This is a genomic window from Micromonospora sp. WMMD1102, assembly GCF_029626265.1.
In the GTDB taxonomy this organism is placed as follows: Bacteria; Actinomycetota; Actinomycetes; order Mycobacteriales; family Micromonosporaceae; genus Plantactinospora.
Genome location: NZ_JARUBN010000001.1, coordinates 2,261,970 through 2,277,533 on the forward strand (window position 1 = coordinate 2,261,970; position 15,564 = coordinate 2,277,533).

Below are 15,564 nucleotides of genomic sequence, written 5' to 3' on the forward strand. Positions count from 1 at the left end.
GACCTAACGGGCAGCGGTTCTGCCCGCGCCGGTACCCCGGCGGCCAGTCCCGGCAGGTCCCGCCACGCCTACGGTCGGCACATGAGCATCTCGTTGGGCCTGGTCGAGACTCCGGCGGTGGTCGTGCCGGGCGAGAGCGTCGACATCCCGGTGACGGTCCGGAACTCGGGTGACGTCGTCGAGGGGTACGACCTCGACGTGGTCGGCATGCCGACCACCTGGGCCACGTTCGACCCACCGAGGGTCTCCCTCTATCCCGGCGCGAGTCAGACCGTAACGCTCACCGTCCGGCCGCCCCGCTCCTCCGACGTCCGCGCGGGAGAGCTGCCGTACGGCGTCCGGGTGGTGCCGTCCGAGGCGCCGCAGACCGCCACGGTCGAGGAAGCCGTGCTGACCATCGCGCCGTTCTCCGAGGTGACCGGGGAACTACGGCCGCAGGTGCGCCGGGCGCGGCTCGGCGCTCGCTACCACGTCGTCGGAGTCAACGGCGGCAACGTCGGGGAGACGCTGACCGTCACGGCGGTCGACGGTGCCGAACAGCTCCGCTTCGCCCCCCGGCCGAGGCCGACGACCCTGGCGGCGGGCGAGCGGTACGCGGCCGTCCTCGGCGTACGGGCCCGGCGGCTGCTCTGGCGGGGCACGCCGAGGCACCTGCCGTTCCGCGCCGTGCTGGGCGATGCCACGGGCCGGGCCGTCACCCTGGACGGCACCCTGGTACAGCAGCCGGTGCTCTCCGCCTGGCTGCTCAAACTGCTGGCGCTGCTGCTGGCCCTGCTGCTGCTCCTGCTCGCCCTCTGGTTCGGGCTGCTGCGTCCGGCGGTGACGTCCGCGGCCCGGGAGGCCGTCGACGAGGGCGTGGCGCAGGTCGCGACCGAGGCGGAGGTGGCGGCGAGCGAGGCCGCCGGCGCGGCGGCGCGGGACGCCGTCGAACAGGAGCGGGCCGCGGCCCCCGCCGCACCGACGCCGACACCGGCGACCGCCGGCAGCAGCGACGGTGCCGGCCGGGGCGGACAGTTCGCCACCGCGCTGGTGCTGCGGACCAACCCAGGGGGTTCGGCGTCGCGCAGTTACACCGTGCCCCGCGGCCGGGTACTCCTGATCACCGACTTCCTGGTCGACAACCCGCAGGGGGACACCGGGACCCTGACCGTCACCGCCGACGACGTCCGGGTGGTGACCTACGGGCTGGAGAACTTCCGTAACCAGGACTACCACTCGGTCACCCCGATCAGGGTGCCGGCCGGGGCCCGGGTGACCCTCACCGTCGTCTGCCGGCAACCGGGCACCCCGGTCGGCGCTCCGGCGCCGAGGACCTGCCAGGAAGGGCTCTACCTGAACGGCACCCTCGCCCGGTTCGCCGGGACGGGCTCCTGACGAGGCGTACCGGGGGAGCGGGGGAGCCGCCGTTGCCGTGTTTCCGAGCCTGCCCGGTGTACCGTCCGAACTGGCAGCCCGGGGTAGGGCCTGGGTCGCCACACCCCCAGCCTTACCTGGGAGATGGCTATGCGATCCGTCACGGTAGACCCGAGGTTCGGTCCCGAGCTACGCCGCCTGCGTGAACAGAGCGGCCTGACGCTTCGTCAACTCGCCGAGGTCACCCGCTACTCACACACCTACCTCTGGGAGTTGGAGACCGGCCGCAAGCGGCCCGGAGGCGTCGACGTCGCCGAGCGCCTGGACGTCGCCCTCCACTCCGGCGACACCCTGACGACGCTCGTCAACGACACCGTGCTCGACCCTGACACCGCCGGCCGCATCGACTGGGTCGCGGCCCGACCGGGCAGCGTGGACGGGTCCGCTGTCGACGCGCTGCGAACCATCCCCGGCCAACAACGCCGACTCGACGACGCGATCGGATCCGCACCGCTGATCGGCCCGACCATGAGTCACCTGGACATCGTCCGCCGGGCTCTCGACGCGACCCGACCGCCGCTGCGCACCCGGGTGCTCGACCTCGCCGCCCAGTGGGCGCAGTTCGCCGCTTGGCTGCACATGGCGTCCGGGCAGCTCGACCCGGCAGGCGTGCTGCTGGACCAGGCGTGCGGGTGGGCTGCCGAGACCGGCGACTACGAGATGCTGACGACAGTCCTCAGCTACAAGGGGCACCGGGCCTGGCTGGCCGGGGACGTCGGCGCGCTGATCGGCCTGACCGAGGCGTCGCTACGGGACACACGCGCGTACATCGGGCAGCGGGCGTACGACCACTACCAACTTGCCCGTGGGTACGCGCTGGCGGGCGACGACCGGGCCACCGATGAGGCGTTGCGGGCCGGTGCCGACCTGGCCGCCGAGGCGGTCGAGCACAACGGCCCGACGCCAGCGTGGCACTACTACCGGACGCCGGCCTTCTTCCGGCTTGAGCAGGGGCTTGCGCTTCAGGTCGGCGGCCGCCACGCCGAGGCCATCGAGGCGTTGACATCCGGCCTGGACACCCTGGAAGCGGGTGCCCGGCGAGCGGAGTGGGTGGGTGACTACCTCGTACACCTCGGTCTGGCCCACGCTGCCGCCGGGGAGCGCGACAAGGCAGGCGCCGCGGTGATGGATGCCGCGTCGATCGCAGAGGTCACGCAGTCGGCACGGTTGGCCCATCGAGCGGCCGAACTGGAACGCCGCGGTCTGTAAGCCTGTCAGCTCCGTCAGCAAACGCGGCTGCTGACTGCCGCTGTCTATCGCCCGCGTAGTCGTCGGGGTCACCCTACGTGTGGAACCGTGACCTGCGTTCCGGAGCGTTGTGGCGTACCCGGAGGTGACACCGTGATCATGTGGCGTACCCGTGGCTGGATCTGGAGCCGGATAAACCAGGTCAAGGACTACCGATGGGATCCCGCCCTGCACCGGTGGGTGCGGGTGGCAGGACCGGACCGGTGATCGGGCACGTGTGGCGCTGGCTGACGGTGGAGTGGCCGGTCCCGGTCGAGTGCGTGTTCGCCCGCTTGGTTCTCGGTACGCACGCACTGAGGGAATGTGCCCGGTGCGGGCCGGACGGGTGTCCGCTCTGGGCCTGGGCCAGTGAGGTACACCGCCGGGAGCACGCCGTGCGGGTGCTGCTCGGCGGGACGCTGCCGGCGGCGGTCACCGCCGGGGACGTACGCGCGGCGCTGGAGCGGGTCCGATGAGCATGGTCCCGGAGTCCGCGCCCGGCCTGGCCGTCGACTGGGCCTGGACCACGATCACCGCGCACGCTGAGGGTCGGGACTGCAACGGCTGCCGGGGCTCGTGGTGCCCGACCGCCGCTCTGGGTCGTCATCACCGACCGGCTGGTCGGCCCGGACCCGGAGCGGCGCCGGCTCGTCACCGTGTTGGCCCGGCAGGTGATGACGGCGCACTGGCCGCGCACGGGAGACGGCTGCCGGCCGTGCGGCCTGCCGGACTGCGGGCGGGGTGAACTCGCAGGGACGTGGTTGGCGGTGGTCGGGGAGCCGGCGGTGCCGGACAGCGTGCTGATCCTGCGCCCGTCGGCAACACCGTCGGTCGAGGAGGTGCGGCGGATCACCGGCATGGACGGCCACGCCTAATCCCTCCGATCCGATCTGATCACGGAGGGTGGCTTCCTTGGTCGTGATGGGACAGGCATTGACCCTCCCGGCACCGTACCCCCGTACTCGAACAGGTTGTGCCACCCTTGCCCTCGGAATCTGTCGGACTCTTCGCGGATCCCGTCGGTCGTCCGGATCGACTCCTTCCGACGGCTGCAGCTGCCCACAGACCTGGGGTGGAAACATGACCGTTCCTCCGATCTCCGGCACGACCCGGCTGTACGCGGTGCTGGGCGACCCCGTCACCCAGGTCAAGGCACCCGGTCTGGTGAATCCGCTCTTCGCCGCGGAGGAAGTCGACGCGGTGCTGGTGCCGGTGCACGTCCGGCCCGACCGGCTCGGCGAGGTCATCGCCGGCCTGACGGTGATGGCCAACGTGGACGGTCTACTGGTGACCGTGCCGCACAAAATCGCGGTGTGCCGGTACGCCGATCGGCTGGCCCCCGCCGCGGTCGTCGCCGGGAGCGCCAACGCACTGCGGCGGGAGCCCGACGGTGGTTGGCTGGCGGACAACGTCGACGGCGTCCGATTCGTCCGTGGGCTGCGGGCGGCGGGGCACGATCCGGCCGGCCGGCGGGTCGCGCTGGTCGGGGCCGGTGGTGCCGGCGGCGCGATCGCGGCGGCCCTGGTCGATGCGGGTGTGGCTCGACTGCGCATCTCGGATACCGACCGGGTCCGGCGCGACGAACTGGTGTCGAGGACGAACAGCCGCCGCCCGGGATCGGCGGTCGGCGTGGACGAGCCGCCCGGCGGGGACGTGGACCTCGCCGTGAACGCGACGCCACTCGGGCTGCGTGACGACGACCCACTGCCGTTCAGCCCGGAATCATTGCCGCGAGACTGCGTCGTCGCCGACATCATCATGGCCCCCGAGCGGACGCGCCTGCTGCGCGAGGCCGAGGGCGCCGGCCGGCATGTCCACCCGGGCATCCACATGCTCCGCTTCCAGCTCGACTCGTACCGGGCGTTCTTCGGTTTCTGACGCCTGCTGGACACCGCACCGGCACCTCCGGCCGGGCTCGGCCGGCGGGCACCGGGAGCCCCGCGACGAGCGGCACGCACGCAGCGCCAGATCGCCCGTGCCTTCGGGATCAGCCACCACACCGTCGACGGCTACCTACGACGGATCCGGGCGAAGCTCGGGCTGGGCAACAAGGCCGAGCTGACCAGGGCCGCCGTGCTCGGCCACCTCACTCCAACGCAGCCCACCCCGGTTCGACCGGCCCGACTCGTCCCCGGCACGGTCGGCGGTGCCCGAACCGCGTGTTCGCTGCCGGAGAGGGCCGGTCCGCCGAGGGCCAGCCCTTCGGCTCTGGTCCTGACCTGAAGGGGCCGGCGTCGGATGTGCATGACCTACGATGTCCGTCGTGCGCTCGGGCGTGCCGACGCGTCCCGGGCACGACGGCGGCGTCGGCGGGTGAGCGGAGAGGCTGGGGCCGTGCAGGAGGGTCCGATCGACTACGACGGGCGGTTCGCGTCCGCCGAGGGTGCCGACGGTGGACCGTCCTCGATCGAACGTACCTGGCTGTCGTTGCCGACCGGTCGGATAGTCGCTACGGATCCGCTCGGCGGGAACCACGACGACCCTCCAGCCCCCTTCGTCCAGGTCGTGCCACCCGGCCGCTACCGGGTGGACCTCCTGGTGACCGACCGACGCGTCGCCGCGGCCCGACTTGTCGTCCGGGACGAGCCGGCGGCAAGCTGGGAGAGCGCGTCGCCGGAAGGCATCTCCGACGGCAGCGATGCCGAGGTCACTGGCTACGACGTCAATGCCGGCACCGGGTGTTTCACCGACGAACAGACGTTCCGGCAGCTCTCGGCGGAGCCCGGGTCCGACTGGCAGCTCACGCTCCTGGAGGATCTGGCCTGGCTGCCCGACGGACCGACCGGCATACCCCGCCGCGAGGTCGACGGTTGCTCCGGCGCCGAGGGGGACGAGAACGTCCTGGTCGCGTTTCCCTCGGGTGAGGGCGACGGGACGTACCGCACCTGGGTCGGCCGCACGGAGCACGGTGAGGTCACCTGCTTCGTCACCGACTTCCTGCTGGAGGACGAATAGCTGCCTCGCCGGCATTCGGTCAGCCCCGTGGTCTGCCCTGACCGGACAGACCGCCGAGCGTTTCAGGGTTCGTGGCAGCGGCGCAGACCGTGGCGTGCGGAAGTACGGACGCGCTGCCACTCAGCCGAGGAACGTAACAGTCTCCGACAGCGGGGCGCGGTGGGGGCGCGGATGCACCACCGCCGGGTCGGCGAAGCCGATCGACATGCCGCAGAACAACATTCGGTCGGGAGGCGGCGCGATCACATCGCCGACACTGCGGTGGTACTCGGCCCAAGCCTCCTGGGTACAACTGTGCAGCCCCTCGGCCCGCAGCAGTAGCATCACGGTCTGTAGGTACATGCCCGCGTCGGACCACCGCGGTGCCGGCATGTCCCGGTCCAGATAGCAGAACAGTGCCGTGCCGGCTCCGAAGCAGTTCCAGTTCTCGGCTCGAACCGGGCCCGAGTGGCGACATCGTCGCGCGCGATGCCGAGCGAGCCGTAGCGGGCTTCGCCCAGCGCCGCCAATCGTTCGAGGTAGGGCGAGCGCAACTCGGGCGGGTAGATCGCGAACTCGCGATCGTCGCCGCGATCACCGGCAGCCACCCGCTCGGCCACCCGCCTCTTCAGCTCTGTCAACGGCTCGCCAGACACCATGTAGACATGCCATGGCTGCAGGTTGCTGCCCGACGGAGCGTTGGCCGCCGCTGCCAGGACGCGTTGCAGGTGTTCCCGCGCCACGGGCCGATCGGTGAACCTGCGGATCGACTGCCTCGTCCGTACCGCATCGTAGACGTCCATCGCGTGAGCATACGAAGCGTCGAACACGTCGTACCCGGGGCCGAAGTTGCCGGAGAGCGGGCCCGTCGTGAGGCTCGACGCGGCTCGCGCCTGGCTCCGGAACCGCGAGGTCCATCCGGTGTGCACAATGTTGTCGCGCTCATCCGACGCGGCCCCTCCGTCGCGGGAGGGGCCGCACCTGTTCCTGTCGCTCTCTGGGATCGTTGGCCTGTCGGTCAGGCGACGGTGCAGGGAATGCCGTTGAGGGTGAAGGCGCTCGGTTCGGCCGTGTTGCCGGTGTGGGTGGCCTGGAAGCCGAACTCGACGGTCGCCCCCGGGGCGATGGTGCCGTTGTAGCTCACGTTACGCACACTCACCTGGCCGCTTGCGGGGGAGTAGGTGGCGTTCCAGGCCGAGGTGATGGACTGGCCTGCGGGCAGGGTGAAGGCAAGCGTCCAGCCGTCGATCGTCGAGGTGCCGGTGTTGGTGATGCCGATGCTGGCCGTGAAGCCGGAGTTCCAGGTGTTCATGGTGTAGGTGAGCCGGGGACCTGTCCCACCGCCGGGGGGTGTGGTGGGAACGACTGTGGGCGGAGCTGTGGGGGTGGCCGACGGGGTCGGCTGGGGGCCACCACTCACGCTGGTCACGAAGGTCATCACGCTGCGGGCCGGAAGCGTGACGGTGAGGGAGCCGTTCGACATTGTGAGCGCGCCCTGGGGTGCGACGGTCCGGCTGCCGTCGGTCAGCCAGTTCGAGACACTGCCGGACGCCGTGGTGTTCGACAGGGTGAACTGCTGGCTCACCGACGAGGTGTTCTTGTTGACGGCCACGATGACGACGGTGTCGCCGCCCCGGTACGCCGAGACGTAGACGTTCGACGCCGGGTTCGCCGTGGCGTCGATTCGTACGTATCCGGGGCGGACGAACCTGGAGTAGTGCACCATCATGGCGCCCCGCTTGCTTATCTGACCGTCCTCCCGCATGGGGCCGTAGCTGCGACGGAGGTACCACCAGACGTACGCCTGGAATTCGGCGTCCACCATCGCGCGGTGCACGTGCTCGCCCACGTCGAGCGCCTCGGGCCAGGCGTCGCCCGAGTTGGTGTTGCTGTTGGGGTAGTAGACCTCGGTCATCCAGAGCTCTTTGCCCGCCCCCTTCTGCCTGAAGAGGGGATAGGGAAAGTTCGAGTAGGACGTCCCGTAGAGGTGGGCCCCGATGATGTCCACGTTGGCCAGCGCCGTGGGGTCGTTGAGAATCGGGTCCGACATGGATTTGACGTACTGGAAGGACTCGGGTGCCATCACCCTGGTGCTGATCGAGCCGGCGTTCTCCCGCAGGAACCGGAGCATCTCGGCGGAGGTCCACCACGTCCAGTCGTGCGCGTAGTCGGGCTCGTTCTGCACGGAGATGCTGTAGAGGTTCACCCCGTTGTTCCGCATGTACGTCGTGAAGTCGTTCAGGTACTGGGCATAGGCGCCGTAGGAGCTGTACCTGAGGCGCTTCGCGTTGGTCTGGCTGCCGCGGGTGAAGGTCTCGATCATGCTGGCCGGGGGGTTCCACGGCGACGCGAAGACCGTGGCCCCGAGTTCGACCGCCCGCTTCGCCGTCGCCAGATCGCGGCTCCAGTCCGCCTGGGTCTCGCCGACGGGGATCCTCAGGATGGAGAACCCCAGCCGGCCCTCACCGGTGCCGAACGCCGTGTCCCGCTGGGCAGCTGTGAGGTCGCCGATCCAGCCCGCGTGGGTCATCGCGCCGAAGCCCTTGATCGTCTGTCGTGGCGCCGACGGATTGATGTTCGCCGTCGCGGCCGCGGCTTCCGTGGCCCGCATGACCGACGCGGCGACGGTGAGGACCGGTACGGCCCCCATGGTCGTCAGGATGGTTCTGCGGCTCAGCAGTCTCCGCTCGCCGACCACCGGCGCATTCTGATCTTGGTCCATGTTTCGTCCTTCTGGGCTGTTGGCTGATCCGCGCCTTCTCGATCCTGTCGGTCCGGTCGGCACCGGTCTGGTGTCACCACGGGGACTGATCCTGATCCCGGCCCCGACGCCAACCGTCCATCGATGACCATCCCTTGATTGCACACTCTGACAGAACCGGTCTACCTTCGCAATGACTGTTTCGGGGGCGAGCGTCGTCGTCGCCGGTACTGCGATGAGTAGGGAACTGCCGGTATTCGTGGAGCTGTCGCAGATTCTCATGGCTCCATGCGTCGAGCCCGAAATGGCTCCACGTGCCTCGTTACGAACTCGTTAACCCGCGGCGCCGCTCCGTTGAGGCAATCCGTCTGGGCGATGTGGAGCCAGGTGGCCGCACCAGAACGGCGTGGAGCTATGTGGAGCTATCCATGGAGCCATGCGCTACGGTTTCGGCATGGCGACCGGAAGCGCGGAGCGGCGGGCACGGGGCGAGATAGAGACCCTGCCGAGTGGATCGCTGCGGGTCCGGGTCTACGCGGGCATCGATCCCGCGTCGAAGAAGCGGCAGTACCTCGTGCAGACCGTGCCCGCCGGAGCCGACGCCGCGGACGAGGCGGACAGGGTGCGTGCTCGCCTGCTCCGGGAGGTCGCCGAACGCCGCGGTTCGCGGCAACGGCCCCCGCAGACGCCGGGCGGCGGAGCGTCTGACAGTGGAGCGTCGGACATTGGAGCGGCGGACCATACGGTGACGTCGAGCGACACGGCCGTCGAGGCCACGTCACTGGCGACCTCGGACGGCGGGAAGCCGCGGCGGCGACGCGGTGCGCTGACGGTGGCCGCGATCGCGCGACTGGCCGGCGTCTCGCCGCCGACGGTGTCGAAGGTGCTCAACGGCCGTCCGGGCGTGGCCCCGAAGACCCGCCGCCGGGTGGAGGAGCTGCTGCTCGGGCAGAACTACCGGCGTCCCGAGAAGGTCACCCGGGCCGCCTGCGTCGAGGTGGTCTTCTACGGCGCGCTGGGCCAGGTCGCTATGGAGCTGCTGCGGGGCGTCAAGCAGGTCGTGGTCGAGCGCGACTTCGCCGTCGGCTTCACCGACGTGGTGCGAGAGGCCGCGACCGGCCGCAACTGGGAACGGGACCTGCTGTCGCGTCGGCCGGCAGGCGTGATCACCGTGCAGATGGGCGTCGTGCCGGAACAGCACGGGCTGTTGGCCGCCTGCGCCATCCCTGTCGTGGTGGTGGACCCCACGGTGGAGCCGCTGCATCCGGTGCCCTCGGTGGCGGCGGCCAACCGCCGTGGCGCCTTCGCCGCCGCCCAGCACCTGCTCGCCCTGGGCCATCGACGTATCGCCGTGATCAGCGGACCGCTCGACCGCCTGTGCGCGCGGGAACGTCTGGACGGCGTGCGAGCGGCCCTCGCGGCGGGCGGCGCGCCGCTGGACGAGCGTCTGCTCCGGCCCGGACTGTGGTTCTCGTTCGACGACGGCCACCGGCAGGCCGCTGAGCTGCTACGCCTCGGCGAGCCACCGACGGCGGTACTCTGCGGCAACGATCTCCAGGCATTCGGCGCCTACGAGGCGGCCCGGCAGGCCGGGCTACGCATCCCGGACGACCTGAGCGTGGTCGGCTTCGACGACATCTCGTACGCCGGCTGGTGCGGACCGCCGCTGACCACGGTGCGGCAGCCGATCACCGAGATGGGCGCCACCGCCGCCCGGCTCGTGCTGGCCCTGACCGCCGGGGAGACCATCAGCCAGACCCATGTCGAGCTGGCCACGACCCTGGTCGTGCGCGGCAGCACGGCCGCGCCCGCGCGACAATGACCGAGAACGGCCCCGGACCCGCGGCGGACCACCGGGCCGAACCACTGACGTCAGGGCTTGTAGCCGACCGCGCCGTAGGCGGTGACGTCGCGGGCGGCGGGCCGGGGCTGCGGCTCCGACTCGGCCCGCCACTCGGCGAGCGGGACGATCCCCGGCGACACCAGCTCCAGGTCGGTGTAGAAGCGGCCGATCTCCTCGGCGGTGCGGGCCCGGCCCTGTCCGTTCGCCGGGTTCTCCCGCCAGGCCGCCTCGATCTTGGCCACCAGCTCCGGCGGCAGGAAGTCGTTGGTGAAGTGGGTCATCACCAGCGCACTGCCCGACGGCAGTGGTGCGAGCAACTCCTCGACCAGGCCGTACGGGTCGTCCTCGTCGACGATGAAGTGCATGATCGCCACCAGCAGCACCGCTACCGGCTGCGCCAGGTCGAGCGTCGCGAGCAGGTCCGGGTGGCCGAGGATCTCCCGCGGTCGTCGCAGGTCGGCGTCCAGATAGGCGGTACGCCCCTGCGCGGTGCTGGTCAGCAGCGCCCGCGCGTGCGTCAGCACGATGGGGTCGTTGTCCACGTGGACGATCCGTGACTCCGGCGCGATCGACTGCGCGACCTCGTGGGTGTTGTCCACCGAGGGGATACCGGTGCCGATGTCGAGGAACTGCCGGATCCCGGCCTCCCGGGCCAGATAGCTCACCGCCCGGCGGAGGAATCGGCCGTTCTCCTGCACGGCCATCCGGGCGGTCGGATAGACCTTCCGCATCGCCTCGGCCGACTCGCGGTCGGCGGCGAAGTTGTCCTTGCCGCCGAGCAGGTAGTCGTACCGGCGGGCCGGGTGTGGCACCGTCGTGTCGATGCGGGCGGCGACACCCTCCACCGACGGCGACCGGGAACCAGGATCGGGCACCGAGACGTCCAGACCTACGTCGAAGCCGGGTCCATCGTAGGCGCCACGGTCGGCGCCGACCGGCGCCGGGGGGCGGCAGCTCGGCGCGGCCCCCGTCGGTTACCGGCGACAGGTGCCGGTGGCCGCTCTCAGTGACCTGCGCGGATTCCGTCCGCTGCTTCGGGCGGCGGGCCGCCGGAAGGCCCGGGAGGCTGTGGCCGGGCCCGGAAGGTGCTCCGGTACGCGTTGGGTGTCACGCCGCTGTGCCGCTTGAACTGGACCCGGAAGTTGGCCGGCGAGGCGAAGCCGACGAGGTTGGCGATCCGGTCGACGCCGTGGTCGGTGGTCTCCAGGAGTTCCTGGGCCCGTCGGATGCGCACGCCGGTGACCCACTGCATCGGGGTGCGACCGGTCTCCTCGTGGAAGCGGCGGTTGAGCGTACGCGGGCTGAGCCCGGCCTGCGCCGCCACGTCGGCCAGGCTCACCTCGCCGAGGGCGTGGGCGTCCAGCCACTCTAGGACGGCGTCCAGGCCGGTCCTGGCGGTTTCCGCGCGGGGGCGCACGATGAACTGCGCCTGGCCGCCGTCGCGGTGCAGCGGAGCGACGGCCTGCCGCGACGCGTCGGCGGCGACCGCGGCGCCGTAGTCGCGGCGTACGAGGTGCAGACACATGTCCACCCCCGCGGTCGCCCCGGCCGAGGTGACGATCTGCCCGGTGTCGACATACAACACCTCGGGGTCCACCCGTACGGCCGGGAAGGCCGTGCGCAGTTGCGGTGCGGCGGCCCAGTGCGTGGTGGCCCGCCGGTGGTCGAGCAGCCCGGCCGCGGCCAGCGTGAAGGCGCCCACGCAGATCGAGGCGATGCGGGTGCCGGCGGCTGCGGCGGCCCGCAGCGCGTCGAGTGCCGGGGCGGGCAGCCGCGCGGCCGGGTCGTACCTGCCGGGCACGATCACGGTGTCGGCGCTGGCGAGCGCGTCGAGGCCGTGCTCGACGGCGAGCCACAGGGGGCCGGCGGCGCCCTGGCGGTGGAGCTGGTCGCCGCCGAGGGTCCGCGCGAGGTGGTCAGCGGTACTCATGGCCTGACGCTGCGGGCGACCGCCAGGCTGGACCCCGACCGGCCGGGCTACGTCGTGGTGCCCGGCGCCAGCGGACCCACCGTCGGCGACCCGGACCAGGTGGCGACGATCCCGGTGCTGCTCGCCCGGTTCGCGGACTCGGCGGCGGTGCCCCTGCTGCGCGCCGCGCTGCGCAACCCCGAGGTGACTGTCGCGGCCGTCTGCGGCGGATCGCTCGCCCTGGCCATGGCGGGCCTGATCGAGGGCCGCCACGCGGTGACCCACGTGCTGGGGATGGACGTGCTCGACGCGACGGGGGTGCGCGCCGTGCCGGCCCGCGTCGTCGACGACGGCGACCTGGTCAGCGCCGGCGGGGTCACCTCCGGCCTGGACCTCGGCCTCCACCTCCTGGAGCGCGAGTTCGGCCCGCGCGTCGCGCACGCGGTCGAGACCCTGTTCGAGTACGAGCGGCGCGGCGTGGTGTGGCGCGACAGCGGCCGTACGCCCGTCACGGTCTGAGGGGAGTGTCGTGCCTCCGATCCTCGGCACCTGGGACGTCCAGCTGAAGACGCCGATCGGGACGCTGAGCGCGGTCTTCGTCTTCACCGACGACGGCGGCAGCGGTCTGGCCGGCAGCGCGTCGACGCGGGCGGAGACCGTACCCCTCGACGCGATCGTCTGCGACGGTCCCCGGGTGACCTGGCGGCAGTCGGTGACCCGTCCGATGCGCCTCAACCTCGACTTCGACGTCGTGGTGGACGGTGACGCTCTCACCGGCCACTCCCGGGCCGGGCGACTGCCCCGCAGCACGGTCACCGGCACCCGTCGCCGAGCCGGGCAAGCCGAGCGCCCGACCCGAGGCGGATAGCCGGTCCCGGAGCGGACAGCCCGTTCCCGAACCCGCTCCGGGGTCAGGCCGTCCGGGGGTCAGGCCGTGCCGAGATCGGTGCAGTGCGCGATCGACGCGTCGTCCGCCGGCACCGCCTGCTCGGCCTCGGCCCGGCGGACCCGACGGATGATCTCGGCAGGTCCGCTCGACGCCAGGACGGTCAGCGTCTCCGGCCAGTCGGCGAGCCCGAACCGCTGCACGATCCGGCTGGCGCCGTTGCTGAGCAGGACGGCCCCCGTCAGCTCGGCGGCCGGACAGCTTCCGGTGACCGCCTCGTCCGCCGCCCTCGGATCGTCCTTGGCCACCCAGAAGCCGCCCGGTCGGTTCCGGTGGCCGCGCAGCTCCCGCAGCAGCCGCCGGTATTCGTCGCCACCGGGCACGGTGGCCCCGAGCCTGGCCTCGTACGACCGGCTGATCACCACCTCGCGCGGATCGGTGACGACCAGCGGCGGCCCGTCCACCCGGTCGATTACGACTGTCGAGTCACCGAGCACCAGGTGCTCGACGACGCCGCCGCGGACCCGCAGCATGGCCACCGTCGCCGACGGGCTGACCGGGTCGGCGACGTCGCAGCTGTCCCGGTGCTCGTCCGTCACCCGGTCGATCGCCTCGGCGAGCAGCGCCGGAAGGCTGGGTGCGGGGCGGCCGTCCGGGATCAGCGCCAGCCGGCCGAGCAGGGTGCCGCCGAGGCGGTGGGCGTACCAGGCGACGCCGTGCCGGCAGACCGATCCGCTACCGGGGATGCCTGCGCCGTCGAGGATCACCGCCGCGCCCGGCACGGCTCCGGTGAAGTCCTCGTTCACCCGGCCGGGCCGGGCCGGGACACTCGTCATCGTCACCCGCACGTTCCGCCGCCGCCCTCCCGCCGGTGCACGGATCGACGCTAACAATCCCGGGGTACGCCCGGCGCCGTCGGTCAGGTGTACCCGACCGGGATCGGCGTCGCCTCGCCCGCCACGATCCGCTGAGCCCGACGACGGGCGGGCCGCGCCCACCCGAGCCGCCGCTACCGGGAGCGAACTGGCGACCCGGGGTGGGTGTCGGGCGATGAGGCAAGCTGGTCATCGTCGGCGCGGAACCCAGTGGATGATCTAGCGGTCTGTACGTCGGACAGACCGGGCCGCTGGTCCTGGCGTCCCTGCCAGGCGGAAACGACGTGGCGTACCTCGAAGACCAGGCGGCGGGCCGTGTGATCACCGACCCGGATCGGGTTGCCGCGTTGGTGCGGGCCTGGGACGCGATACGCTCGGTAGCACTACCTCGGGACATGTCTCGGGACTTGCTGATGAGGATGGCGAAAGAGCTATGACCCCCAAGTGGCGGAAGTCGACCCGCAGCAACACTAACGGCGGCGCGTGCGTCGAGGTGGCCGACAACCTTCCCGGCCGGGTGCTGGTCCGGGACACCAAGGACCGGGACGGCGGAACGCTCACCTTCGGGCCGGGCGCGTGGCGGGCGTTCGTCAGCCTGGCGAAGCAGCACTGACCCGGGTCCACCCCTGACCCGGGTCCACCCCTGACCCGGTCCGCACCTCCCGTGCGGCCACCCGGTCCAGGAGCGGGCCCCGGGGACGCTCTCGCAGAGCGGCCCCGGCCGTCCCGGCCTGCGGCGGGTAGGGTCCTCGGTCGTGACGGTCGCCCGACACACCACCGTCGCCAGCCCGATCGAGATGGCCGAGGTGTTTCCACAGGTCGTCCCGTTCGCGCGGGTGGCGACCCGGCTGCACCCCCGCAAGGGGTCGCCCGGGGTCGAGCAGAGTTCGGTCGGCGGGCCGCTGCTGTGGCCCGCCGACGAACCATGGCCCGGGTGCGGCGGCGAACATCCCGAGGACCACCTCGACGCCGGCCCGGACGATCCCGCGCGGGGACCGCTGGTACCAGTGCTCCAGATCTTCGCCGCCGACGTGCCGGACCTGCCGTTTCCCGCCGGGACTGACATGTTGCAGGTGCTCTGGTGCCCGTTCGACCACCAACCGTGGTATTCGCCCCGGCCGCATCTGCGGTGGCGGCGACGCGCGGACGTCGGCACCCGCCGCGAGACGATGCCGACGCCGCACGAGGACGCCGACCCTGCACTGGTCCCGGATCCCTGCACCGTCGACCCCGAGCCGGTCGTCGAATATCCCAGCCACGACCTGCCACCCGAGGTGTGGGGACAGATCGACGACACCGTACGGCGGGTGGCGGAGCGAACGGGCTGGCAGTACGAGTACGACCTGTCGGAGGCGTCCGGGACCAAGGTCGGCGGCTATCCCGGCTGGACCCAGAGTCCCGACTGGCCGGTCTGCGAATGCGGTACCGGCATGAGCCATCTGCTCACCATCGCGAGTTGGGAGTTCAGCCGCGGCGACGAGAAGCGGTGGATTCCGGTGGAGGACCGGCCCGCGATGACCGGCTGGTCGTTCGACGGCGACGACGACCACCCGTGGCGGGCGGTGCAGAACCCGGCCGGGATCATGCTCGGTGACGCCGGCGGCATCTACCTGTTCGTCTGCCCGTCCTGCCCGGAGCGCCCGTTCGACTACCGGTTCGACTGCTCCTGACCGGTCTCCGTCCCGACGCGACTCCGCGCGTTGTGGCCCGGACCGGTGAGCGGCCATACTGACAGCCTTCCAGAGGCGGTGAGACCGGCACACGTTCCGGGCGGCC

The 15,564-nt window shown here is 71.7% G+C and carries 16 protein-coding genes and 1 pseudogene; 11 read left to right on the forward strand and 6 right to left on the reverse strand.

Features of this window, described 5'->3' with window-relative positions; genetic code table 11:
• Positions 1–81: 81 nt before the first annotated feature.
• The 6 genes from O7626_RS10175 to O7626_RS10200 all read left to right on the forward strand — a co-directional run bounded on the left by O7626_RS10175 (position 82) and on the right by O7626_RS10200 (position 5,595).
• Positions 82–1,374, forward strand: coding sequence for a hypothetical protein (locus tag O7626_RS10175; RefSeq protein WP_278060909.1), 1,293 nt, complete (start codon positions 82–84; stop codon positions 1,372–1,374).
• A gap of 129 nt (positions 1,375–1,503) precedes the next feature.
• Positions 1,504–2,622, forward strand: coding sequence for a helix-turn-helix transcriptional regulator (locus tag O7626_RS10180; RefSeq protein WP_278060910.1), 1,119 nt, complete (start codon positions 1,504–1,506; stop codon positions 2,620–2,622).
• Between the two features lie 87 nt (positions 2,623–2,709).
• Positions 2,710–2,868, forward strand: coding sequence for a hypothetical protein (locus tag O7626_RS10185; RefSeq protein WP_278060911.1), 159 nt, complete (start codon positions 2,710–2,712; stop codon positions 2,866–2,868).
• Entirely contained in the window at positions 2,865–3,116 is a 252-nt protein-coding gene (locus O7626_RS10190; RefSeq protein ID WP_278060912.1) for a hypothetical protein, read from the forward strand. Before O7626_RS10185 ends, O7626_RS10190 begins: the two co-directional genes overlap by 4 nt.
• Positions 3,117–3,720: 604 nt before the next feature.
• Positions 3,721–4,518 carry a ThiF family adenylyltransferase gene (locus O7626_RS10195; RefSeq protein WP_278060913.1) on the forward strand — a complete coding sequence of 266 codons (798 nt, stop codon included), beginning with the start codon at positions 3,721–3,723 and terminating at the stop codon, positions 4,516–4,518.
• Between the two features lie 456 nt (positions 4,519–4,974).
• Positions 4,975–5,595 carry a DUF4241 domain-containing protein gene (locus O7626_RS10200; RefSeq protein WP_278060914.1) on the forward strand — a complete coding sequence of 207 codons (621 nt, stop codon included), beginning with the start codon at positions 4,975–4,977 and terminating at the stop codon, positions 5,593–5,595.
• A 120-nt stretch (positions 5,596–5,715) separates the two neighbouring features.
• Here the strand turns inward: O7626_RS10200 and O7626_RS10205 are convergent, their stop codons facing one another.
• The 3 genes from O7626_RS10205 to O7626_RS10215 form a co-directional block, all read right to left on the reverse strand.
• Positions 5,716–5,967 carry a nitroreductase family protein gene (locus tag O7626_RS10205; RefSeq protein WP_278060915.1) on the reverse strand — a complete coding sequence of 84 codons (252 nt, stop codon included), beginning with the start codon at positions 5,965–5,967 and terminating at the stop codon, positions 5,716–5,718.
• Positions 5,919–6,377 (reverse strand): nitroreductase family protein, encoded by a 459-nt coding sequence (locus tag O7626_RS10210; protein WP_278060916.1) that lies wholly within the window; start codon positions 6,375–6,377, stop codon positions 5,919–5,921. Before O7626_RS10210 ends, O7626_RS10205 begins: the two co-directional genes overlap by 49 nt.
• A 215-nt stretch (positions 6,378–6,592) precedes the next feature.
• The gene (locus O7626_RS10215; RefSeq protein WP_278060917.1) at positions 6,593–8,296 is read right to left on the reverse strand and encodes a cellulose binding domain-containing protein; all 1,704 of its coding nucleotides are present in this window, start codon (positions 8,294–8,296) and stop codon (positions 6,593–6,595) included.
• Positions 8,297–8,729: 433 nt separating this feature from the next.
• On the opposite strand from O7626_RS10215, the gene O7626_RS10220 reads away from it, so the two are divergent.
• Positions 8,730–10,097, forward strand: a complete 1,368-nt coding sequence (locus tag O7626_RS10220; protein WP_278060918.1) for a LacI family DNA-binding transcriptional regulator — start codon at positions 8,730–8,732, stop codon at positions 10,095–10,097.
• Positions 10,098–10,147: 50 nt separating this feature from the next.
• Here the strand turns inward: O7626_RS10220 and O7626_RS10225 are convergent, their stop codons facing one another.
• A complete protein-coding gene (locus O7626_RS10225; protein WP_278060919.1) occupies positions 10,148–10,993 on the reverse strand; it encodes an SAM-dependent methyltransferase in 846 nt (281 codons plus the stop codon).
• 128 nt (positions 10,994–11,121) lie between these two features.
• Positions 11,122–12,048 (reverse strand): helix-turn-helix domain-containing protein, encoded by a 927-nt coding sequence (locus O7626_RS10230; protein ID WP_278060920.1) that lies wholly within the window; start codon positions 12,046–12,048, stop codon positions 11,122–11,124.
• Between O7626_RS10230 and O7626_RS10235 the strand changes: the two are divergent.
• Positions 12,031–12,546: pseudogene (locus O7626_RS10235) on the forward strand (DJ-1/PfpI family protein); the annotation flags it as partial. The gene O7626_RS10230 and the pseudogene O7626_RS10235 sit on opposite strands and share 18 nt — an antisense overlap.
• A gap of 10 nt (positions 12,547–12,556) precedes the next feature.
• Positions 12,557–12,895 carry a hypothetical protein gene (locus O7626_RS10240; protein ID WP_278060921.1) on the forward strand — a complete coding sequence of 113 codons (339 nt, stop codon included), beginning with the start codon at positions 12,557–12,559 and terminating at the stop codon, positions 12,893–12,895.
• Positions 12,896–12,954: 59 nt separating this feature from the next.
• On the opposite strand, the gene O7626_RS10245 is transcribed toward O7626_RS10240, so the two are convergent.
• Positions 12,955–13,749, reverse strand: a complete 795-nt coding sequence (locus O7626_RS10245; RefSeq protein ID WP_278060922.1) for a protein phosphatase 2C domain-containing protein — start codon at positions 13,747–13,749, stop codon at positions 12,955–12,957.
• 472 nt (positions 13,750–14,221) lie between these two features.
• Between O7626_RS10245 and O7626_RS10250 the strand changes: the two genes are divergently transcribed.
• Together O7626_RS10250 and O7626_RS10255 are read left to right on the forward strand one after the other, a co-directional pair.
• Positions 14,222–14,401, forward strand: a complete 180-nt coding sequence (locus tag O7626_RS10250) for a DUF397 domain-containing protein (RefSeq protein WP_278060923.1) — start codon at positions 14,222–14,224, stop codon at positions 14,399–14,401.
• Positions 14,402–14,543: 142 nt separating this feature from the next.
• Entirely contained in the window at positions 14,544–15,458 is a 915-nt protein-coding gene (locus tag O7626_RS10255; protein ID WP_278060924.1) for a hypothetical protein, read from the forward strand.
• Positions 15,459–15,564 lie beyond the last annotated feature (106 nt).